Here is a 21,096-nt window from a genome sequence, read left to right on the forward strand (position 1 = left end):
GGAAATCCCCCATAGCCAGGATTGTGAAGGATCTGTTAATTTACGCGCCGCGACGGGAGACGTCGTTCTTTTCCACCTCGCAACGGGGTGGAGACACGGACATCAATTCGAAGAGAGACATCCAATGCGTAACACCCTGATTCTGGCTGCCCTGCTGGCTGCCGCACCGTTTGCCGCTTCTGCGGAAGGCTTGAGCTACAACTACGTCGAAGGCGGCTGGAACCGTACCGAAATCAGCGTCAATGGCGATTCGGACGATATCGACGGCGGCTACATTCGCGGTTCCTGGCAGATTGCCCAGCCGGTCTACCTGTTGGCCAGCTATGAGCGCGCCAATAAGGATTTCAACCTCGGTGGAGGCTTTGTGCTCGAGGGCACGCTGCAGCAGGCCACCTTAGGTATCGGCTACCGCCAAGAAATGACCGAGCGCGTGGAGTTCACCGCCGACATCAGCGTATTGCGCGCCAAGGTCGAATCCGACCTGCGCCTGCGCGGCCGTTCGGTCGACGATGCGTCGGACTCGAGCAACCTGGGCTTCGCTAATCTGGGCCTGCGTGGCAAGCCTTCGCCGCGCACCGAAGCCTGGATCAAGGCCGGTTACATCGACGGTAGCGACGTGGACAAGGGTGAGTTCGTCGGCACCCTGGGTGGCCAGGTCAACTTCACCCGCACCTGGGGCCTGGTCGCCGAAGCGCAGTTCGTCGACAACGCCAACCAGTACAAGGTCGGCGTGCGCGCGAGCTTCTGATCGGCGCCTCGCAGATACACCAAGGCCCCGCATGCGGGGCCTTTTTTTATGCGCGCAACAGCACAGCCGCGCAGCATCGCACGCGCCATGCAGCTCTCACCCGGCAACAGCCGGCGCATAGCGCAGACGCAGATCCTGCCCCAGCTGGCGCACATCCAGCAGCTGCAGTGCATGTCGCCGCGCCATCGTTTCGATGCCAAGGCCAGCGACCAGCGGCCTTGCGGTGTCGCCCAGCAACACCGGCGCCATGTAGACCAGCAATTCGTCCACCAGTCCGGCCTGCAGTAGCGCACCGCTCAGCATGGCGCCGGCTTCCACGTGGACTTCGTTGATGCCGCGCTCGGCCAGCAGCGCCAGCACCGCCGCCAGATCGAAGCGTCCAGCTTGCAACGGCATCGCAAGGAACTGCGCATCGTCCAGCGAAGGTGCGGCCACATTTTCGCCATGCAGATACAGCGTTGGCGCATTGCCCTGACGAATGTTCCTGCACGCCAACGTCCGCAGCCCGGCATCGAGCACCACGCGCAGCGGCGGCACGACCGGCATGTCCTCGCCCAGCCGCACCGTCATGGATGGGTCGTCGGCCATCACCGTACCTGCACCGGTCAGGATCGCGCCAGCACGTGCGCGCCAGCGCTGCCCATCGGCACGCGCGCGACTTCCGGTAATCCATTTGGATTCACCGCTTGCCAGCGCCGTCCGTCCGTCCAGGCTGGCGCCGAGTTTGACCCGCAGCCACGGCCGCCCACGCTCCACCCGCGACAGAAATCCCTGGTTGAGCGTGCGCGCCTGCGCGTGCATCACGCCGCTCAGCACTTCGATCCCGGCCTCGCGCAGCAGCGCAAACCCGCCGCCATTGACCTGCGGAAACGGGTCGGCCATTGCTGCAACCACACGCGCAACGCCGGCATCGATCAAGGCCAGCGCACATGGCGGGGTACGCCCATAGTGCGCGCATGGCTCCAGCGTCACGTACGCGGTGGCACCGCGCGCCAACTCACCCGCTGCACGCAGCGCGAAGACTTCGGCATGCGGGCCGCCGGCACGTTGATGAAAGCCCTCGCCCACGCAGACGCCGTCGCGCACGATGACGCAGCCCACCATCGGATTGGGCCGGGTGGTGTAGGCGCCGCGCTCGGCCAGACGCAACGCCTGCGCCATCCAGCGATGGTCGTCGGCGCTGGCGGTCGTTGTGGCCTCACGCATTGCGTTGCCCTCCCGGCGCAATGCGCATCACCACGATCTGCATCGGGCCCAGCAGAAACCCGGTATGTATCTGCCATCCCAGGCGCTGGTAGAACGGCGCCAAGCCCGGCTGGCAATACAGGTATAGCAGCGGCACGCCCAGCTGCGCGGCGGCCTGCACACAGTGTGCGACCAACGCCTCGCCGATGCCCTGCCCGCGCGCCTGCGGCTGCACGTACAACGACGCCAACCACGGCGACCATTGCCGGATGCGTGCGTCGTCGTTTTCGAGCAGGCTCACCGAGCCCAGCCACTGCGTTTGATCCAGCGCCACCCAGGTCGTGGGAATGACGCCATCGCGCGCATGGCTGCGCAGTTCGCTCAGCGCCTCATCGATGCTCCACTCCGGCAGCAGCGCGCCGAAGGCCTGTAGATGCGCTTGCGCAATCGCAGGCAGGTACTGCGGCGTTTGCGCAACGCAGGCGATGCGCATCGCGCTCATCGCTTGCCGGGTTTGCCGGCGCGTTCCAATGCCGCTTCCAGCAGCGGCAGTTGTTCGCTGCCGACCGGCAGTTCGCGTTCGAGCTTTTCGATTTCCTCGCGGAAGTCGGCCACGTCCTGAAAGCTGCGATACACCGAGGCAAAGCGCACATAGCCGACATGATCGAGCTTGCGCAGCTCCACCATCACGTATTCGCCTACCCGCAGCGAACCCACTTCGCGCTCGCCGGACATGCGCAGCTGATGCACCACCGCGCGCACCGCCGCCTCGATCTGCTCTTCGGCCACCGGCCGCTTCTGCAGCGCGCGGTCGAAGCTGGTGCGCAGCTTGCGTGCATCGAACGCCTCGCGTCCACCATCGCTCTTGACCACGGTGGGCAGCTTCAGCTCGATCGTCTCCAACGTACTGAACCGCTCGCCGCACGCCTCGCACTCGCGGCGCCGACGGATCGTCGTGCCGTCTTCGGACACCCGCGAATCGATCACGCGGGTGTCGTTGTGCTGGCAGAAGGGGCAATGCATCAGACGTCCGGGATTTGGGATTGGGGATTGGGGATTGGCAACAGCACAAGCAAGGACGCGCCGTTAGCGCATCCCGAATCCCGAATCACCAATCCCGGCACCTTAGCCATACACCGGATAGCGCTTGCACTGCGCGGTCACGGCATCGCGCACCTTCGCCAGCACGGCTTCGTCGGTTGGCGCGTCGAGCACGTCGGCGATCCAGTTGGCCAGGTCGATGCTGTCCTGTTCCTGGTAACCGCGCGTGGTGATCGCCGGGGTGCCCAGGCGCAGACCGGAAGTGACGAACGGCGAGCGCGGGTCGTTGGGGACCGAATTCTTGTTGACGGTGATGTGCGCCTTGCCAAGCGCAGCTTCGGCGTCCTTGCCGGAGACATCGCGACCGATCATGTCCACCAGCATCAGGTGGTTCTCGGTGCCGCCGGAGACGATCTTGTAGCCGCGCGCAATGAGGGTATTGGCCATCGCCTGGGCGTTCTTGACCACTTGTTGCTGATAGGTCTTGAACGCCGGCTCCAACGCCTCCTTGAACGCCACCGCCTTGGCCGCGATCACGTGCATCAGCGGGCCGCCCTGGATGCCGGGGAACACGATCGACTGCAGCTTTTTCTGCAGCTCTTCGCTGGCACCCTTGGCGACGATGATGCCGCCGCGAGGGCCACGCAGTGTCTTGTGCGTGGTCGAAGTGACCACGTGCGCATGTTCCATCGGGCTGGGGTACACCCCGGCGGCGACCAGCCCGGCAATGTGCGCCATGTCCACGAACAGATAGGCGCCGACGCTGTCGGCGATGGCGCGGAAGCGGGCCCAGTCGATCTTCTGCGAATACGCGGAGAAACCGGCCACCACCATCTTCGGCTTGTGCTCGGTTGCGAGGCGCTGGACCTCGTCGTAATCGATCAGGCCCTGCTCGTTGACGCCGTACTGCACCGCGTTGAACAGCTTGCCAGAGACGTTGACCTTTGCGCCATGGGTCAGGTGGCCGCCATGCGCCAGGCTCATGCCCAGGATGGTGTCGCCCGGCTGCAGCAGCGCCAGATACACCGCCTGGTTGGCCTGGGAACCGCTGTGCGGCTGGACGTTCGCGTAATCGGCGCCAAACACCTGCTTGATGCGGTCGATCGCCAGTTGTTCGGCAATGTCGACGAACTCGCAGCCGCCGTAGTAGCGCTTGCCCGGATAGCCTTCGGCGTATTTGTTGGTCAGCTGGCTGCCCTGCGCTTCCATCACCAGCGGGCTGCAATAGTTTTCGCTGGCGATCAGCTCGACATGATCCTCCTGGCGGCCGGCTTCAGCAGCGATGGCCTTGGCCAGTTCGGGGTCGTAGGTTTCCAGTCGGACATCGCGCGAGAACATTCCAAGCTCCGGGGCAGCTATTGCCAGTAGGGTCGCCGATTGTAAGCCCCTGCCGCACGGGTGACCAATCGCGCAGCCGGCGCCGCCCGTGTGACCGCACTGCGCACATGACAAAGGCGCACCCGACGATGCGCCTTTGTGTGATGACCGGCTCGATTGCCGGTCGAGGCCGGGGGCGAACGGGCAGCCGCGCCGCGTTAGTTGTTGAGCACCAGGTCGGCAATGATGCCGGTGGCGATGGCCACCAACAGCAGATTGCCGCGGTCGTCGCGCTGCCAGCGGTAGCCGTACGGCGGGCGGCGCAGGTCGTAGCGGTCGTAATCGTTCACCACATAGACCGGGCCGTGGTAGCGCTGGCCACGGGCCCAATACGGACGCGGCGGCGGGCCGGCGCGGTAGTACGCGGGGCGATCGTAGACGTAGACGCGATTGCGGTCGTAGCGGCGGTCCTGGTAGCGGGCATCGCGGTAACCCTCGCGATAGCCGTTGCTGTAGTAGCGGCGGTCCTGGCGCCACTCGCGACGGTCGTCACGGCGGGCGTCGCGCCAGTCTCTTCGATGATCGTGGCCATGGTGACGGTCATGGCCGCGGCGATCGTGGTCGCGGTCCCAGTCCCCGGCGAACGCCGCAGGTGCGAAGGCACCGAGCGCCAGGATGGAGGAAAGCACAACGGTAACGATGCGTTTGCGGTTCATGACAGTTCCTGTTCGCGGTGTCGTAATTTCATTAAGGGGCGGACCGCCTTAACGCATTCTTGCTGGAATCGATTACGAAAAAGCCTATTCAGGTCGAAAGTAAGGTGCGGTTTAGCTGCAAGGGTGCTGCCGCGGCTCAAGCCACTTGCCCGTATAATTGGCGCAACCCCTTTTCCGCTGCCTCCGGCCTCGGCCGGCGGGCTGCCTGCGTCCACGGAGCCCCCATGTCGCAATACATCTACACCATGAACCGCGTCAGCAAGGTGGTCCCGCCCAAGCGGCAGATCATCAAGGACATCTCGCTGAGCTTCTTTCCGGGCGCCAAGATCGGCCTGCTGGGCCTGAACGGCGCGGGCAAGTCCACGGTACTGAAGATCATGGCCGGCGTGGACACCGATTTCGAGGGCGAGGCGCGCCCACAACCGGGCATCAAGGTCGGCTACCTGGCGCAGGAACCGCAACTCAATCCCGAGCACACCGTGCGCGAGGCGGTGGAAGAAGGCGTGGGCGACGTGCTGCAGGCCCAGGCCGCGCTGGATGCGGTGTATCTGGCCTATGCCGAAGAAGGCGCCGATTTCGACGCGCTGGCCAAGGAGCAGGAGCGCCTGGAGGCGATCCTGGCCGCCGGCGATGCGCATACGCTGGAAAACCAGCTGGACGTGGCGGCCGATGCGCTGCGCCTGCCGCCGTGGGACGCCATCGTCGGCAAGCTCTCCGGCGGCGAAAAGCGTCGCGTGGCGCTGTGCCGCCTGCTGCTGCAGAAGCCGGACATGCTGCTGCTCGACGAACCCACCAACCACCTGGACGCCGAGTCGGTGGAATGGCTGGAGCAGTTCCTGGCGCGCTACACCGGCACCGTGGTGGCGGTGACCCATGATCGCTACTTCCTCGACAACGCCGCCGAGTGGATCCTGGAACTGGACCGCGGCCGCGGCATTCCGTGGAAGGGCAACTACACCGACTGGCTGACCCAGAAGGACGAGCGCCTCAAGCAGGAAGACAACCAGGAAAAGTCCCGCCAGAAGGCGATCCAGAAGGAACTGGAATGGTCGCGCCAGAACGCCAAGGGCGGCCGCACCAAGGGCAAGGCACGTCTGGCCCGCCTGGAAGAGCTGCAATCGGTCGATTACCAGAAGCGCAACGAAACCAACGAGATCTTCATCCCGCCGGGCGAGCGCCTGGGCAACGCGGTGATGGAGTTCAAGAACGTGTCCAAGAAGTTCGGCGACCGCCTGTTGATCGACAACCTGTCGATGATCGTGCCACCGGGCGCCATCGTCGGCATCATCGGCCCCAACGGTGCCGGTAAGTCGACCCTGTTCAAGATGATCACCGGCCAGGAAAAGCCGGACTCCGGCGAGATCGTGGTCGGACCGACCGTGCAGCTGTCGTACGTGGACCAGAGCCGCGACGCACTGGAGGGCAACCACAACGTATTCCAGGAAATCGCCGGCGGCCTGGACATCCTCAACATCAACGGCATCGAAATCCAGTCGCGCGCCTACATCGGCCGCTTCAACTTCAAGGGCCAGGACCAGCAGAAGATGGTCGGTTCGCTGTCCGGTGGTGAGCGCGGTCGTCTGCACATGGCCAAGACCCTGCTGCAGGGCGGCAACGTGCTGCTGCTGGACGAACCGTCCAACGACCTGGACATCGAAACCCTGCGTGCGCTGGAAGATGCGTTGCTGGAATTCCCCGGCAACACCTTCGTGATTTCGCATGACCGCTGGTTCCTGGACCGTATCGCCACGCACATCCTGGCCTTCGAAGGCGATTCGCACGTGGAGTTCTTCCAGGGCAACTACCGCGAGTACGAAGAAGACAAGCGCCGCCGCATGGGCGACGACGCCGGCCCGAAGCGTTTGCGTTTCAAGGCCTTGAAGTAAGTCGCAGTAGTTCCAAAGAAAAGGCGCCGAAAGGCGCCTTTTTTGTGTGCGGAGTCAGCGGACGGAGACTTGGCTGTTGGCTGCTGGCGCCGTCCACCTGCGCGTATGGAGTCCCCTGCCCGCCCGTCGACGGGATGCTCACTTGCGCTGCACTACCGTGCCGGCGTCATCCATCTGAGCCTTGCATATGCCTGTCAGCTATTCGATCAGCCTGCCCGATCCCAAGCTCGCCCGTGGCAGCGCGCCCTCGGTGAGCTTCACCGCCAATGGCGCCGAGGCCTTTGCCGAGCAATTGCAGGCGGCTTTGCGCGATCCGGCGTGGTTCGACCGTTGGCGCCAGCTACAGACCGACCCCGACGAAGTGGATCCCAGCCTGGGCATCACCGACCCGGCAGCGACGGTCACCGGCAAGCAGCACGACCTGCGCATCGATCTGATTGCAACGACAAGCATTCCCGGCGACCTTTTCAAACAGCGCATGCAGGCCCTGGCTGGCTCGCACTGGGAACTGCGCGACGTTCGCTGAACTGCACTCCGTCATGTGTCGGCGGCGCTGGCAGTGCCCAGTGCCGCCGATGGCAGAGCGGGCGAGTGACGCCACTCAGCTACACGTGACGCCACGCACTGCATCGGCGTGGCCCCCACCCTCATTCACCGGACTGCATCTCCAGCGGCATACGCCAACAGCGGCACTCAACCACGCAAGGCCGCAGCATGATGCGCAATGTGCTCGCCAATAAAGCTCGCGATGAAGTAGTAGCTGTGGTCGTAGCCGGGCTGCAGCCGCACCGTCACCGGGTAGCCGGCGGACCTGGCCGCATCTTCGAACAATGCGGTTTTCAGCTGGGTTTGCAGAAATTCATCGGCATCGCCCTGATCGATGAGCAGCGGCAACCGCTCCTGCGCGTCAGCAAGCAATGCAGTGGCATCGTAGGCTTTCCAGGTCGTACGGTCGTTGCCCAGGTACTGGCCAAATGCTTTCTCGCCCCACGGCACCTGGCTGGGCGCCACGATTGGCGAAAACGCCGACACGCTGCGATAGCGGCCCGGATTCTTCAATGCGATGGTCAACGCGCCATGCCCACCCATCGAATGGCCACTGATCGCACGCGCACCGGTGGTGGCAAAGGTCGCTTCAATCAAGGCCGGTAATTCGTTCACCACGTAATCGTACATGCGGTAATGCGCCGCCCATGGCGCTTGCGTGGCATCGACGTAAAAGCCCGCGCCCTTGCCGATGTCGTAACCGTCCGCATCGGCCACATCCTCGCCCCGGGGGCTGGTGTCGGGCGCAACCAGGATCACGCCATGCTCGGCCGCATAGCGCTGCGCGCCGGCCTTGCTGATGAAGTTCTGTTCGGTACAGGTCAAACCGCTCAGCCAGTACAGCACCGGCAACGGGCCGTCGGCGGCTTGCGGCGGCAGGTAGACGCCCACCTGCATGCTGCAGTTCAAGGTGTGCGACTGATGCCGATAGACATCCTGCCAGCCGCCGAAGCAGGCGCGGTGTTCGATACGTTCCATGAGATTCCTTACGAAGAGAAAACCCTGCAGCCGGATCGCCGGCTGCAAGGTTGGACCATCAATGCAACAGACCCTTTTTGCGTGCCACATGCGCCGACAGGGCATCCATCAATGCCGGGGAAAGGCAGTCGTAGGGCGGCAAGCCCAGTTCGGTCAGGCGCGTGCGTATGCCATCCATCTGCTCCGGCGGCGTGCCGGTTTCGATGATCGACGAGACGAACGCGGCAAAGCCCGGTGCCGACCAGCCCTGTTGTTTCGACAACTCGGTGTGCACAAAATCCAGACCGTAGAATGCGTGGTCCTTGTTTTCGATCCGCCCATACAGATGCACGCCGCAACCGGTGCACGCATGGCGCTGGATCGTCGCGCTTTCGTCGACGATCTTCAGCTTTTCCCGGTGCGCGGTGACCTTGACGTTGTCGCGCGGAACCACCGCCACCACCGAGAACTTCGCGCCATCGGGTTTCCAGCATTTACTGCAACCGCAAGCATGGTTATGCGCGGTCTGCGCAGACACCTCGACGGTCACCTTGTCGCTGGCGCAGTGACATTCAAGCGTGCCGCCTTGAAAATCTTCTGCACCACCTCGCGCAACACCATCATCTACCGAAGGATGAATCGACACGTTAGTCATTACGCTCCTCCCGGAGTGTCGGGTACCACGTGCGCGGAAGCGGCCGCGCGCCGCTCCTGGCCGCCTGGTCAGAAATGGATCACGGTGCGGATCGACTTGCCCTCGTGCATCAGGTGGAAGGCCTCGTTGATCTCTTCCAACGGCATGGTGTGGGTGATGAATGGGTCCAGGTCGATCTCGCCCTTCATCGACTGCTCCACCATGCCCGGCAATTGCGTACGTCCCTTGACGCCACCGAAGGCGCTGCCGCGCCACACGCGACCAGTCACCAGCTGGAAGGGACGCGTGCTGATTTCCTGGCCGGCGCCAGCCACGCCGATGATGACGCTCTCGCCCCAGCCCTTGTGGCAGCACTCCAGCGCCGAACGCATCACATTGACGTTGCCGATGCATTCGAAGCTGAAGTCCACGCCGCCATCGGTCAACTCGACGATGACCTCCTGGATCGGCGTGTCGTAGTCCTTGGGGTTGATGCAATCGGTGGCACCCATGCTGCGCGCCAGGTCGAATTTGCCCGGATTGGTGTCGATGGCCAGGATGCGCCCGGCCTTGGCCTGCACCGCGCCCTGGATCACCGCAAGACCGATGCCGCCCAGGCCGAACACGGCAACACTCTCGCCTGGCTTGACCTTGGCGGTGTTGTGCACCGCGCCGATACCGGTAGTGACGCCGCAGCCGAGCAGGCAGACCTTCTCCAGCGGCGCCTCCGGGTTGACCACGGCCAGCGAAATTTCCGGCACGACGGTGTATTCGCTGAAGGTGCTGCAGCCCATGTAGTGATAGATCGGCTCGCCGTTGTAGGAGAAGCGCGTGGTGCCATCCGGCATCAGGCCCTTGCCCTGGGTGGCGCGCACGGCCTGGCACAGGTTGGTCTTGCCGGACAGGCAGAACTTGCACTTGCGGCATTCGGCCGTGTACAGCGGAATGACGTGGTCGCCGACCTTGACGCTGGTCACTCCCTCGCCGACCGCCTCGACGATGCCGCCGCCTTCATGCCCGAGCACCGACGGGAAGATGCCTTCCGGGTCGTCGCCGGACAGCGTGAAGGCATCGGTGTGGCACACGCCGGTGTGGGTGATGCGGACCAGCACTTCCCCGGCTTTCGGCGGCGCGACATCGATTTCGACGATTTCCAGCGGCTTGCCGGGTCCGAATGCGACTGCTGCACGGGATTTCATGGGATGACGCTCCTGACGATGAGGTTCGAGGACGGGGGCGCGACAAGCGCCGACCCGGTGGGAGATTTATTTGAGGTAGGACCGGACCAGACCGAGCAGATCCTGCACCCGCTCGGCGCGTTGCGCATCGGATGCGGCGGCGTGCCCGAAATCTTCACGGATATGCGCTTCAAGCACCTGCGACATCAGCCCGTTCACGGCGCCCCGGATCGCGGCGATCTGCTGCAAGACCGGAGCGCAATCCGCGCCCGCCTGCAGCGCCCGCTCCAGCGCGTCGCATTGCCCGCGCAGCCGGCGCACACGTGCTAGCGCTCGCTTTTTCTCGTGCGGCGAATGCGGCATGGCAGCTCCAGCAAAATACTGGGGGGCAGTATATGGATTGTTTCGAAAAAAGCTATGGCCAGCGGCCCGCCGACCGTGGTCTTGTCGAGCGCGATGACCGCCACGCGTTGGCACATGGCGCGATGCCCCCACTGCCGCCGGTGGCACGGGGATAAAGAGCCCACCTGTTAGCCGCAGTGCAGCACGCACATTGCGCAGACGTGGCGACGCCTCGCACATCGCAGGCGCGCCAGGCACCCAGCGCAAGGATGGTTGCGGGCCATTGCCGCAGCATCTGACCCTTCGATCATCCCGACCGTTGCCGACCGCTGGGGTGGCGTCCCCGCATCAGCGCCGGGGCTGGAACGGCGGCGGCGGCGGCGGAGCGAATCCTGCGGCATCCAGACATTGCGCCAGCAACTCGGGCGGCAGGTCCGGCGAAGGCGCCTGCGGGAACGGCGCTGCGCTGCCTTCGGCGGTCGCGCACGCCTGCAGCGCTGCGTCGAACTCGGAATCGTCTGGCGGCAGGCCAGGCAGTTCATCTGCGGCATCCGGTGCGTCGAATGGGTCGCTATCGAAGGGTGGCGGCGGTGGCGGTGCCACGCCCCTATGTACCAGGCAGCCGTCGCCGCTTCCCCGATCCTGCCGCTCCGGCGCAGCGCGGTGCGCGACGTCGGCAGGCGCTGCCGGGACCACCTCGTGGTCCGGCGCACACGGCGGCAATGCTTCGATGATTCCTGCACCCGGCGGTGGCGGTGGCGGTGGCGCACGATGCGCGTAGGGCATAGGCGCATGGTGCATAGCACCGCAGAAATTGGCACAACCTGCCAGGTTGAGCGCCGCGAGTATTGCAGTGGTAACGACAACGCGTGGTGGTGCGTGGACCATCGTGATCTCCCTGGCTGGATGGCACATCTGCGCACGGCCTGCAGACGGCGGACGCGGGCTGGGCCGCGCTGGTCCGGGAAGAGTTGCAGCTGACTGTGCTGCGCATTTGCCATCGCGCGCCGCGCGCCGGCGTGGATTGGCGCTTGCCGGCATCCGCAGCGCAGATGCAAGGCGCGTGCAGCACCTGCTTCGGCTTACGCACGGGAAGATGCGGGGTCCGACAGTGGCGACGCAGGGGTTGTCGCCGTCAGTTTTCGACGGCAGCCGGCGCCGCGGCGACCGCAGCGTCCACTGCATGCTCCGGTAGCGAGGCCAGCACCGCAGCACGAAAGCGCGCGGCAAATGCCGCATCGTTGGCCTGGTAGAACGCGCGCGCGTTGGCCGACAACTGGTCCAGTTGGGCCTGTGGCAATGCCAGCGCGGTTTCCACTGCCTGCGCGATGCCTGCCGCGTCCACGTAGTAATACGATGCCAGACGACGCTGACGCACCTCGGCCACCGGGATCAGCACCCCGTGTTCGGGCCTGATCAATTCGTTCATCGGCTCGCCGTCGGTCGCCAACGTCACCGCGCCCACGCTTAGCGCTTCCATCAGGTAGTGCCCGAACCCTTCGGCCTCGGAGGGGCAGATATGGAACAGATGCGCGTTCTGCATGCGGCGCAGTTCGGCATCGTCCAGATACCCCACGCGGTGGTCGATGTTCGGGGCCACGACCGGCTTGCCGGCGGTGCGTGGGTTCTGCACCACCGTCAGCAGCGGCCACTCCGGATGCTGCTGCCAGGTGTCCAGCAAGACGCGCGTGCCCTTGGCGGTACTGCGCCCGGCCAGGTGGAAGAAAGCGCGCTGACGAAACACGCGTGGGTCATGGCGATCCGGACTGGTGAAGCCGATGAAGCGCGTGGCGCACCCGAGGCTGCGGAAGATTCGCTCGGCATGGTGGGTCTTGCACAGCACCGCATCGAAGCGCGGCAGCAATGGCAGCCACTTGGGCAGCAGCCACTCCGGGTTGGGCACCAGCAGGTTGATCCGCCCCAGCGGCAGGCAGCGCTTGTACACGCGCTCGGAAAAGATCTGCAGCGGCACCCGCCCGAACAGCGTGCGGCTGGCCCACAGGCGTGCCTCGCGCCCAGTGTCGTGCAGGCGCTGACTGGTGAATCCCACTTCCTGCACCGGCACGCCGCCGGCGCGCAGCGTATCGGCCATCAGCACCATGTCGCGGGTCAGCCCCACGCCGTTGTCGCGACTGATCACCCGCATCATTGGAAATGCCTTGTCATGAACGCACGCGCCAGTACAACGGCATAGTGTCGATGCCGTGGCTTCCTGCGCGATGTCTTGGTCTGTCATGGTGCGTTACACGTGTGCCAATGGTTGACAAATTCGATCATTATGATGCGTGCTCCAGCCCTGCAATTGCGAGCACCATGTATCCGGCAGCCACCACCTTGCGCGGGCCAAGCTCCGCGCCACAGACGATGATCCCTATGGACCTGCAACAACCCTGCGTTCTCGTGGTCGACGACGATCCGGACCTGCGCAAGCTGATCGGCGAATTTCTGAGCGCTCACGGCTACCAGGTGGATATGGCCGAAAACGTGGCGGAGATGCGCTCTGTCATGGCGCAGCGCCGCCCGGACCTCATCGTACTCGACGTGATGATGCCAGGAGAAGATGGGCTGAGTGCAGCGCGCGCCCTGGCCAGCGAGCGCGGTTCACCTGCGGTCATCATGCTCAGCGCGTTGGGTAACGACACCGACCGCATCATCGGCCTGGAAGTGGGTGCCGACGATTACCTGGCCAAACCCTGCAATCCGCGCGAATTGCTGGCCCGTGTGCGCGCCCTGCTGCGGCGCAGCCAGGCCAGCAACGAACAGGCCGACCAGCGCGGAAACGTCTACGAATTCGCCGGCTGGCGGCTGGACGTGGTGCGCCGCGACCTGCGCGACCCCACCGGCATCTTCATCAATCTGTCCGACGGCGAGTTCGCGCTGCTGCGCACCTTCGTCGAACACCCGCAGCGCGTGCTCAGCCGCGACCAGCTGCTGGACTACGCCCGCGGCCGCGACACCGACGTCTACGACCGCGCCATCGACAGCCAGATCAGCCGCCTGCGCCGCAAAATCAATGAGCGCGTCCATACCGAGTTGATTCGCACCGTACGCAACGAGGGCTACATGCTGCTGCCGAGCGTCTCGCGCCTGTGAGCAAACCGGCACGGCGCGGGCTGTCGATCTTTGCGCGGACCTTTGTGTTGTTGGCGGTGGCCCTGGTCACCGCCCAGGCGGTGGGCATCGCCCTGTTGATGATGCGTACCCCCGTCTACGAGCCTCCGGTCCATCCGCCGGAAGTGGTGGCGCTGCTCTCCACCCGCATGCCGGCCGGTACCCAGACCCTGAAAGTGCACGAATCGGCGCAAGCCCCGGTGCCGCCGACAGGCCAGGTGCGCGACCCCTTCGCCGAAATGCTGCTTGCGCACTGGCTGGACGTGCCCGAACGCCAGGTGCGGTTCTACCGCAACGCCAATGATCGTGAAGGCCCCCAGCCAGGCATGCTGCCGCCGCAGCGGTGGTCCAACGAGAACCACGCGGGCGAGAGCGGTGACGGGGCGCACGAACGCCCTGGCACGCAACCTCTGCCGCCGTTTCCGGACGACTGGCCGCGTGACGGCCACCCTGCTGCGCTGCCCGGCGACGGGCTGCGCCCGGACGAGTTGCCCGGCGCCTGGGAAAGCGAGCGCCTGACCCCCGGCGTACCGCTGCTGGACGGCTTCACCGCCGCCCTGCAACAACCCGATGGCCGTTGGCGTACGGTGGAATCGCCGCGTCGACGCCTCTCGGGCGAGTTCAAGACCCACGTCGTGCTGCTGTTCCTGGCCGGCCTGCTGGCCAACGTGCCGCTGGCATGGTGGTTTTCGCGCGCGCTGTCGGCACCGATCAAGCGCTTTGCCGAAGCTGCCGACCGCCTGGGCCGGAATCCCGATGCCGCCGCCCTGCAACGCAGCGGCCCGCCGGAAATCGTGCGCGCAGCCGATTCGTTCAACGCGATGCAGGCGCGCCTGAACCGCCTGATCAACGAACGCACGCACATGGTCGCAGCGATTGCGCACGACCTGCGCACGCCGCTGGCGCGGCTGTCGTTTCGTCTGGATGGCCTGCAGCCACCGCTGCGCGACAAGGCGCTGGCCGATATCAACGAAATGAAGGCGATGATTTCCGCAGCGCTGGACTTCATCCAGAACGATCGTCATCGCGGCGAGCGCGCGCCGCTGGATCTGCGCTTGCTGGTGGAGAGCGTGGTGGACAACGCCACCGATATCGGCGCCGACGCCGAGCTGCTGCCCGGCCCGGAAATCACCCTGGACGGCGACCCGCTGGCGTTGCGCCGCGCGGTCATGAATCTGCTCGAAAACGCGTTGAAGTACGGCAAGCGCGCCCGTCTGCAACTGCAGCGCGATGGCGAGGACGGCGTGTTGTGGATCGACGACGACGGCCCCGGCATCGACCCGACCCAGCGCGAACAATTGTTGCTGCCGTTCGTGCGTGGCGAGTCTTCGCGCAATCGCGACACCGGCGGCATCGGGCTGGGTTTGTCGGTGGCGCACAGCATTGTGCTGGCGCACGGCGGCGACCTGCGCCTGGACAATCGCCCGCATGGCGGCCTGCGCGTGACCGTACGACTGCCCTGCATGCCCGAGCGGCGCTGACGTGTGATGGAGTGCGGCCTGCCGGGCCGGGCAAGCGGCAGCTGTCATGATCCGAGCCCACCACCGCTGTTCCGGCCATGGCCTTGCGCGTCTGGCGACATCGGCTGAGGCGACGACTCCGGCACGCAATCGCCGACGGCAACGGCTGCCAGCGCCAGCACGCGCTGGCGACCGGCCAACCCACGCTCAGTAGGCGAACTCGCGGAACACGCGGTCGATATCGCCCTTCCATGCGCCGTGATACAGCGCCAGCTTGCGTTCGGCGGCGGTGACACCACTTTCGGCGATCTCGGCGATCACATCCAGAAAGCCGGTTTCGTCCTGCCCGTCGCGATTCAGGCGTGCGCGGCGACGCAGGCCCTCGCGTGCGATGTTGACCGCCTCCACTGCCAGATCGCGCGCGGTGCCGTTGCGGAACGGCAGGCCCAACGCGTACCTGGGCACGCCGTCGCGCAGCGCATGCCGCTCGGTCGGACTGAAATCCTTGACCAGGTCCCAGGCCGCATCCAGCGCGGTCTGGTCGTACAACAGGCCGACCCAGAACGCCGACAGCGCACACAACCGATCCCACGGGCCGGCATCGGCACCGCGCATTTCCAGATACTTCTTCAAGCGCACTTCCGGAAACGCGGTGGTCATGTGATCGGACCAATCGCGCAGTGTCGGCAACGCGCCCGGCAGCGCGGGCAGCTTGCCCTGCATGAAGTCGCGGAAGCTCTGCCCGCTGGCATCGTGATAGACGCCATCGCGATACGAGAAATACATCGGCACATCGAGCAGGTAATCGACGTAGCGGTCGTAGCCGAAGCCATCTTCGAACACGAAATCCAGCATGCCGGTGCGATCGGCGTCGGTGTCGGTCCAGATGTGCGAGCGGTAGCTCAGGTAGCCGTTCGGCTTGCCTTCGGTGAACGGCGAATCGGCGAACAACGCGGTGGCGATCGGCTGCAACGCCAGCGACACGCGGAACTTCTTCACCATGTCCGCTTCGGTGGCGTAATCCAGGTTGACCTGCACCGTGCAGGTGCGCGTCATCATGTCCAGGCCGAGCGAGCCGACCTTGGGCATGTAGTTCTTCATGATCTGGTAGCGGCCCTTGGGCATCCACGGCATCTGGTCGCGACGCCACTTGGGCTGGAAGCCCATGCCCAGAAAGCCCAGCTGCAATTCGCCGGCGACCTGCGCCACTTCGTCCAGATGGGTGCCGGTTTCCACGCACGTATGGTGCAGGGTTTCCACTGCCGCGCCGGAGAGCTCCAGTTGCCCGGCCGGCTCCAGCGTGACCGATGCACCATCGCGCAGCAGCGCGATGGTGCGGCCGTTTTCCTGCACCGGCTCCCAGCCGAAACGGGTCAGCCCGGTCAGCAAGGCCTCGATGCCGCGTGCCCCTTCGAAGGTGGGCGCACGCAGGTCATCCAACTGAAAGCCGAACTTCTCGTGCTCGGTGCCGATCCGCCAGTCCGCACTCGGCTTCTCGCCGGAAGCCAGCACCTGGACCAGCTCCGCGCGTTCGGTGATCGGCGTTTCGGCAACGTGGCTGGGACTCGACAAGGGCAGGCTCGCAAACGAAAGGGGTGGGACGATGTGGGGATCCTCCCCTGCCACCGCAAGGCCCGCACTATACCCGCCCGACGCGAAAGGATTGGCGACACCGGCGGGGCATGACATTTCCACCGATGCATGCCCGCCATCGATCGCGGCGATGGCGTGATCTGGATCAAATGACCGGGCTGCGCGTTCTGCAGCGCCGGCATCGTCCGACACAGCCCGGTCATCACCGCAAGCGTTGCCATGCGCGCCCTACGCACTGCTCAGGCTGCGCATCGCTCCGCAAGGCGACCCACCGATCACTGCCGCTGGAAACGCAAACGGCAGACCGAAGTCTGCCGCCGTGACGAGGCGCTGGGCATCCAGCCACGCCCGACACTCGTGTTGCACGGCATCATTCGGCCGCAGTGGTTTCCACATCCAGTCCCAGCCAAGCACCGACAATTGCGCGCAATTCGTCCACACCCTGGCGGGACTCGCCCGAGTAGGTCTGCACCGTCACGCTGTCGCCAAAGCGCGAGGTCACTTCCTTCTTGACCTTCTGCAAGGTCTGCATCTGCTGGCCACGGCCGAGCTTGTCGGCCTTGGTCAGCAATCCATGCGCGGGCAGGCCGCGTTCGGCGGCATAGCCGAGCATCTGCAGGTCGTAGTCCTTCAGCGGGTGGCGGATATCCATCACCACCACCAGCCCGCGCAGCGCCTCGCGGGTGCGGAAATAGCGGTCGATGAAGGCCTGCCAGTGCGCCTGCAGGTCCTGCGGCACCTTGGCGTAGCCGTAACCGGGCAGATCCACCAGGTAGCGCTCGGGCTGGATCTGGAAGAACACCAGCTGCTGGGTGCGGCCGGGGGTCTTGGACACGCGCGCCAGCGCGTTCTGGCGGGTCAGCGCATTGAGCGCGCTGGATTTTCCGGCGTTGGAGCGGCCGGCAAAGGCCACCTCGTAGCCGCCATCGTCGGGCAATTGCCGGGCGTTGTGGGCGGACAGGTGGTAGCGGGCTTGTTCGATAAGAAGCGACATCCGCTTAGGATCGCACGTTCGGGCCCGGCAGTTTTGCTGCACTGTTCGTTGACCCTGGCGCAAAGGCGTGTCGATAATCGAAGCACGCCTGCCACTGCCAGTACCCAACGCGCGCGGGCCGGGTCCATACGGAGCTTTAGCTGATGCGCCATGCTCGTGTGCTAGTCCTCGCCGCACTCGCCGTACCGGTCATTGCGGCCGTGGCGTTTGCGCAATCGGCAGTCACGCCGATCCCCGATCCGCCGCCGGTACGCGTTGCGCCGCTGGAGGTGGACCTGGCCAAGACCACCTGGGGAGATGCCAAGGCCGGCCAGACCAAGGCTGCTGCCTGCGCAGCCTGCCATGGACCGGACGGCAATCCGGCCGTGGCGATGTACCCGCGCATTGCCGGGCAAACCGAGCGCTACGTGGCGCATCAGGTGGCGTTGATTGCCAGCGGCGAGCGTAATACCGGGATGTCGGCGGTGATGGTGCCCTTCGTCAAGGACCTCACCGCGCAGGACATGCGCGACCTGGGCGCCTATTTCGCCACCCAGAAGGCCTCCGCCGGTGTCGCCGACGACGCGGCGATCGCCGAGGGCCCCTACCAGGGCATGAAGTTCTACGAGGTCGGCGAGAAGCTCTACCGCGGCGGCGACATCGCCCGCGGCGTGCCGGCCTGCATGGCCTGCCATGGGCCATCGGGCGGCGGCAATCCGGGCCCGGCCTATCCGCGCCTGGGCGGACAGCATGCCGAGTACGTGGCGCGGCGCCTGAAGGAATACCAGGCCGGCACCACCCAGGAGCGCAATCCGGCGCTGTTCAATATCATGGCGCAGGTGGCGCATCCGCTGACCGAGCAGGAGATCCAGGCGCTGGCCAGCTATCTGCAAGGCCTGCATGATCGTGCCGACGACGCGGCAGCGGCGCAGCCACCTGCAGGAGCGCCTGCACGTTCGTGATCTGATCCCTGCCGTCGCCACGCCGCTTCACGACGCCGGTCCCGCGACCGGCGTCGTCGTTTACCGCTCTCCCCTCGCCCCCACGGAGCCCGCATGAAATTGCTTTCCCGTCTGCCCCTGCTGTTGATGTTCCTGTTGCCGCTGGTGGCCTGCGCCGCCGACAAGAAAGCCGCGCCGGTCGAAGGCGAGGACTACACCCTGATCGACGGCGGCCAGCCGTACGCCCCGCTGGCCGGCAAGGTCGAAGTGACCGAAGTCTTCGGCTACACCTGCCCGCATTGCGCACATTTCGAACCAGTGCTGGAAGCCTGGGTGGCCAAGCAGCCGGCATACGTACGCTTCACCCCGGTACCGGCCGCCTTCGGTGGCTTCTGGGACGCGTTTGCGCGCGCCTACTTTGCCGCCGACATCCTGGGCGTGGCCAAGCGCAGCCATCGCGCCATGTTCGACGCCATCCATGAAAAGCAGACCGTGCCCACCCAGAACGTGGCGCCCGAAGAACTGGCCGCGTTCTATGCCGGTTACGGAATCCCGCAGCAGCGCTTCATCGAGACCTACAAGAGCGAGGCGGTGGAGGCCAAGCTCAAGGCCGCGCGCGAGTTCGCGCTGCGCAGCAAGATTCCCGGCACGCCGGCCATCATCGTCAACGGCCGCTACCTGATCGGCGCACGCAATTACCCGGACATGTTGCGCATTGCCGACTACCTGATCGCCCGCGAGCACGCCGCGCCGGCCAAGCGCTGAACCGCATAACCGCCAGCGACGGCCGCGCGTGGCATCATGCGCCCCGCGGCCGTCCGGCCCTTTTCTCGCCCCACGCTGGAGATCCAATCCGATGAAGACACGCTTCGCCCTGACGCTGATGGCGCTGTTGCCGATCCTGGTCGCCTGCAAGGCGCAGGACGGTTCGTCCGACACCGCACCTGCCGCCACCACCCCAGCTGCCGAAACGGCGCCCGCGCCTGCTGCCGCTACCCCGGCCGCAGACCCGGCCGCTCCGCCTGCAGTCGGCGAAAGCGCCACCACTCAACCGCCCGCCGCGCCCAGCGCTGCCCCGCGTGCACCGAATGGCCCCGAGCCGGTCGCCGGCACCGATTATCTGGACATCGACGCTGGCCAGCCCTACCAACAGGCCGCCGGCAAGATCGAAGTGGCCGAAGTCTTCGGCTATGTCTGCCCTGCCTGCAACGCGTTCCAGCCGCTGATCGGGCCGTGGAAGGCCGGTTTGCCGTCGGACGTGCATTTTGTCTATGTGCCGGCCATGTTCGGTGGCACCTGGGATGACTACGGCCGCGCCTTCTATGCCGCCGAAACCCTGGGCGTGCAGGAAAAGACCCACGAGGCCTTGTACAAGGCCATCCACGTCGACCAGACCCTCAAGGGCGAGCGCGGCAAGGATTCGGTGCAGGACATCGCCGCGTTCTATGCCAAGTACGGCGTGGACCAGAAGACCTTCATCGACACCATGAGCAGCTTCGGCGTCTCGGCCAAGACCAACCGCGCCAAGCAGTTCGCCACCCGCAGCAAGATCACCGGCACCCCGTCGCTGATCATCAACGGCAAGTACCTGGTCAAGGGCCAGAGCTTCCCGGACATGCTGCGCATTGCCGATCACCTGATCGCGCGCGAACGCGCCACGCTGGCCAAGTGAGTCGCGCGAACGCAACGTCGTGAACGCTTCGGACTCGCGCACCCTGCGGGTGCTGACCGCCAATATCCAGGCCGGTTCCAGCACCCGCCGTTACAGCGACTATGTGACGCGTAGCTGGTCGCACGCGTTGCCGCTGGGCAGCAAGCGCACCAGCCTGGACAGCATCGCCAAGCTGGTCGGCGAACGCGACATCGTCGGCCTGCAGGAGGCCGACCCCGGCAGCCTGCGCTCGGGTTTCACCAACCAGACCCACTATCTGGCCGAGCGCGCCGGTTTCGATTATTGGAGCCACCAACCCAACCGCCGCATGGGCGGGGTGGCCTCCAGCGCCAACGGCTTGTTGAGCAAGCTGGAACCGGTGGAAGTGCAGGACCACGCCCTGCCCGGCCGCATCGGCGGGCGCGGCATCCTGCTGGCGAAATTCGGTGAGGGCCGCGATGGCCTGGCCGTGGCGGTGGCGCATCTGTCGCTGGGCGCCAATTCGCGTATGGCGCAGTTGGCCTTCATCGCCGAATTGTTGTCCGACCATCCCAACGCGATGTTGATGGGCGATTTCAATTGCATGGCCGATCGCCCGGAGATGCAGTCGCTCTATCGCCATACCCGTCTGCAACCGCCCAGTTGCGAGGTGCACACCTTTCCCAGCTGGCGTCCGGACCGGGCGATCGACCACATCCTGGTCAGCGACAGCCTGGTGATCGAACATACCGAAGCCATTCCGGCCGCGTTTTCAGATCACCTGGCGGTGGGCATGGATATCCGCGTGCCAAGGCAATTGCTGCGTTAAGAGCAGCCA

At 65.4% G+C, this 21,096-nt stretch carries 22 protein-coding genes; 9 read left to right on the plus strand and 13 right to left on the minus strand.

What is annotated here, in order from left to right:
- Positions 1-124: 124 nt before the first annotated feature.
- Positions 125-748, plus strand: coding sequence for a hypothetical protein (locus AC1POX_RS18200; RefSeq protein ID WP_029818661.1), 624 nt, complete (start codon positions 125-127; stop codon positions 746-748).
- A gap of 96 nt (positions 749-844) precedes the next feature.
- Here the strand turns inward: AC1POX_RS18200 and ribD are convergent, their stop codons facing one another.
- The 5 genes from ribD to AC1POX_RS18225 form a co-directional block, all read right to left on the minus strand.
- The gene (ribD, locus tag AC1POX_RS18205; protein WP_014089376.1) at positions 845-1,954 is read right to left on the minus strand and encodes a bifunctional diaminohydroxyphosphoribosylaminopyrimidine deaminase/5-amino-6-(5-phosphoribosylamino)uracil reductase RibD; all 1,110 of its coding nucleotides are present in this window, start codon (positions 1,952-1,954) and stop codon (positions 845-847) included.
- A complete protein-coding gene (locus tag AC1POX_RS18210) occupies positions 1,947-2,435 on the minus strand; it encodes a GNAT family N-acetyltransferase (protein ID WP_041469431.1) in 489 nt (162 codons plus the stop codon). The genes ribD and AC1POX_RS18210 overlap by 8 nt, the downstream gene beginning before the upstream one ends.
- A complete protein-coding gene (nrdR, locus tag AC1POX_RS18215) occupies positions 2,432-2,956 on the minus strand; it encodes a transcriptional regulator NrdR (protein ID WP_003490311.1) in 525 nt (174 codons plus the stop codon). The genes AC1POX_RS18210 and nrdR overlap by 4 nt, the downstream gene beginning before the upstream one ends.
- Positions 2,957-3,058: 102 nt before the next feature.
- Positions 3,059-4,312 (minus strand): serine hydroxymethyltransferase, encoded by a 1,254-nt coding sequence (gene glyA / locus AC1POX_RS18220; protein WP_057685076.1) that lies wholly within the window; start codon positions 4,310-4,312, stop codon positions 3,059-3,061.
- Positions 4,313-4,509: 197 nt separating this feature from the next.
- Positions 4,510-5,007 carry an RcnB family protein gene (locus AC1POX_RS18225; RefSeq protein ID WP_008576772.1) on the minus strand — a complete coding sequence of 166 codons (498 nt, stop codon included), beginning with the start codon at positions 5,005-5,007 and terminating at the stop codon, positions 4,510-4,512.
- Between the two features lie 224 nt (positions 5,008-5,231).
- On the opposite strand from AC1POX_RS18225, the gene ettA reads away from it, so the two are divergent.
- Both ettA and AC1POX_RS18235 read left to right on the plus strand, forming a co-directional pair.
- Positions 5,232-6,893 (plus strand): energy-dependent translational throttle protein EttA, encoded by a 1,662-nt coding sequence (gene ettA, locus AC1POX_RS18230; RefSeq protein WP_005910999.1) that lies wholly within the window; start codon positions 5,232-5,234, stop codon positions 6,891-6,893.
- 187 nt (positions 6,894-7,080) lie between these two features.
- Positions 7,081-7,419 (plus strand): hypothetical protein, encoded by a 339-nt coding sequence (locus AC1POX_RS18235; protein ID WP_372356448.1) that lies wholly within the window; start codon positions 7,081-7,083, stop codon positions 7,417-7,419.
- A 167-nt stretch (positions 7,420-7,586) separates the two neighbouring features.
- On the opposite strand, the gene fghA is transcribed toward AC1POX_RS18235, so the two are convergent.
- From fghA to AC1POX_RS18265, 6 genes are all read right to left on the minus strand, one after another.
- Positions 7,587-8,417 (minus strand): S-formylglutathione hydrolase, encoded by an 831-nt coding sequence (gene fghA, locus AC1POX_RS18240; RefSeq protein ID WP_372356449.1) that lies wholly within the window; start codon positions 8,415-8,417, stop codon positions 7,587-7,589.
- A gap of 58 nt (positions 8,418-8,475) precedes the next feature.
- Complete coding sequence (gene gfa, locus AC1POX_RS18245; RefSeq protein WP_029818656.1) at positions 8,476-9,051, minus strand: S-(hydroxymethyl)glutathione synthase; 576 nt, start codon at positions 9,049-9,051, stop codon at positions 8,476-8,478.
- Positions 9,052-9,119: 68 nt separating this feature from the next.
- Positions 9,120-10,229: an S-(hydroxymethyl)glutathione dehydrogenase/class III alcohol dehydrogenase gene (locus tag AC1POX_RS18250; RefSeq protein ID WP_122273278.1), complete on the minus strand. Its 1,110-nt coding sequence runs from the start codon at positions 10,227-10,229 to the stop codon at positions 9,120-9,122.
- A 66-nt stretch (positions 10,230-10,295) separates the two neighbouring features.
- Positions 10,296-10,571: a metal/formaldehyde-sensitive transcriptional repressor gene (locus AC1POX_RS18255; protein ID WP_005911021.1), complete on the minus strand. Its 276-nt coding sequence runs from the start codon at positions 10,569-10,571 to the stop codon at positions 10,296-10,298.
- A gap of 327 nt (positions 10,572-10,898) precedes the next feature.
- Positions 10,899-11,246 carry a hypothetical protein gene (locus AC1POX_RS18260; protein WP_122273582.1) on the minus strand — a complete coding sequence of 116 codons (348 nt, stop codon included), beginning with the start codon at positions 11,244-11,246 and terminating at the stop codon, positions 10,899-10,901.
- Positions 11,247-11,685: 439 nt separating this feature from the next.
- Entirely contained in the window at positions 11,686-12,786 is a 1,101-nt protein-coding gene (locus tag AC1POX_RS18265) for a glycosyltransferase (protein ID WP_372356450.1), read from the minus strand.
- Positions 12,787-12,923: 137 nt separating this feature from the next.
- Here AC1POX_RS18265 and AC1POX_RS18270 point away from each other — a divergent pair, with 137 nt between their 5' ends.
- The gene (locus AC1POX_RS18270) at positions 12,924-13,643 is read left to right on the plus strand and encodes a response regulator (protein ID WP_011050505.1); all 720 of its coding nucleotides are present in this window, start codon (positions 12,924-12,926) and stop codon (positions 13,641-13,643) included.
- Positions 13,640-15,142 carry an ATP-binding protein gene (locus AC1POX_RS18275; protein ID WP_338340073.1) on the plus strand — a complete coding sequence of 501 codons (1,503 nt, stop codon included), beginning with the start codon at positions 13,640-13,642 and terminating at the stop codon, positions 15,140-15,142. Before AC1POX_RS18270 ends, AC1POX_RS18275 begins: the two co-directional genes overlap by 4 nt.
- Positions 15,143-15,328: 186 nt before the next feature.
- On the opposite strand, the gene AC1POX_RS18280 is transcribed toward AC1POX_RS18275, so the two are convergent.
- Together AC1POX_RS18280 and yihA are read right to left on the minus strand one after the other, a co-directional pair.
- Positions 15,329-16,693 (minus strand): glutamate--cysteine ligase, encoded by a 1,365-nt coding sequence (locus AC1POX_RS18280; RefSeq protein ID WP_033837250.1) that lies wholly within the window; start codon positions 16,691-16,693, stop codon positions 15,329-15,331.
- A 391-nt stretch (positions 16,694-17,084) separates the two neighbouring features.
- On the minus strand, positions 17,085-17,708 hold the full coding sequence (yihA, locus tag AC1POX_RS18285; protein WP_008576759.1) for a ribosome biogenesis GTP-binding protein YihA/YsxC: 624 nt from the start codon (positions 17,706-17,708) through the stop codon (positions 17,085-17,087).
- Between the two features lie 143 nt (positions 17,709-17,851).
- Between yihA and AC1POX_RS18290 the strand changes: the two genes are divergently transcribed.
- The 4 genes from AC1POX_RS18290 to AC1POX_RS18305 all read left to right on the plus strand — a co-directional run bounded on the left by AC1POX_RS18290 (position 17,852) and on the right by AC1POX_RS18305 (position 21,087).
- On the plus strand, positions 17,852-18,649 hold the full coding sequence (locus tag AC1POX_RS18290) for a c-type cytochrome (protein ID WP_007968623.1): 798 nt from the start codon (positions 17,852-17,854) through the stop codon (positions 18,647-18,649).
- Between the two features lie 93 nt (positions 18,650-18,742).
- Entirely contained in the window at positions 18,743-19,393 is a 651-nt protein-coding gene (locus AC1POX_RS18295; protein WP_008576757.1) for a thiol:disulfide interchange protein DsbA/DsbL, read from the plus strand.
- A 91-nt stretch (positions 19,394-19,484) separates the two neighbouring features.
- Positions 19,485-20,300 (plus strand): thiol:disulfide interchange protein DsbA/DsbL, encoded by an 816-nt coding sequence (locus AC1POX_RS18300; RefSeq protein ID WP_008576756.1) that lies wholly within the window; start codon positions 19,485-19,487, stop codon positions 20,298-20,300.
- Positions 20,301-20,349: 49 nt separating this feature from the next.
- The gene (locus AC1POX_RS18305) at positions 20,350-21,087 is read left to right on the plus strand and encodes an endonuclease/exonuclease/phosphatase family protein (protein WP_010377815.1); all 738 of its coding nucleotides are present in this window, start codon (positions 20,350-20,352) and stop codon (positions 21,085-21,087) included.
- The last annotated feature ends 9 nt before the right edge of the window (positions 21,088-21,096 follow it).

The sequence above is a fragment of the Xanthomonas sp. NCPPB 3442 genome, assembly GCF_056725145.1.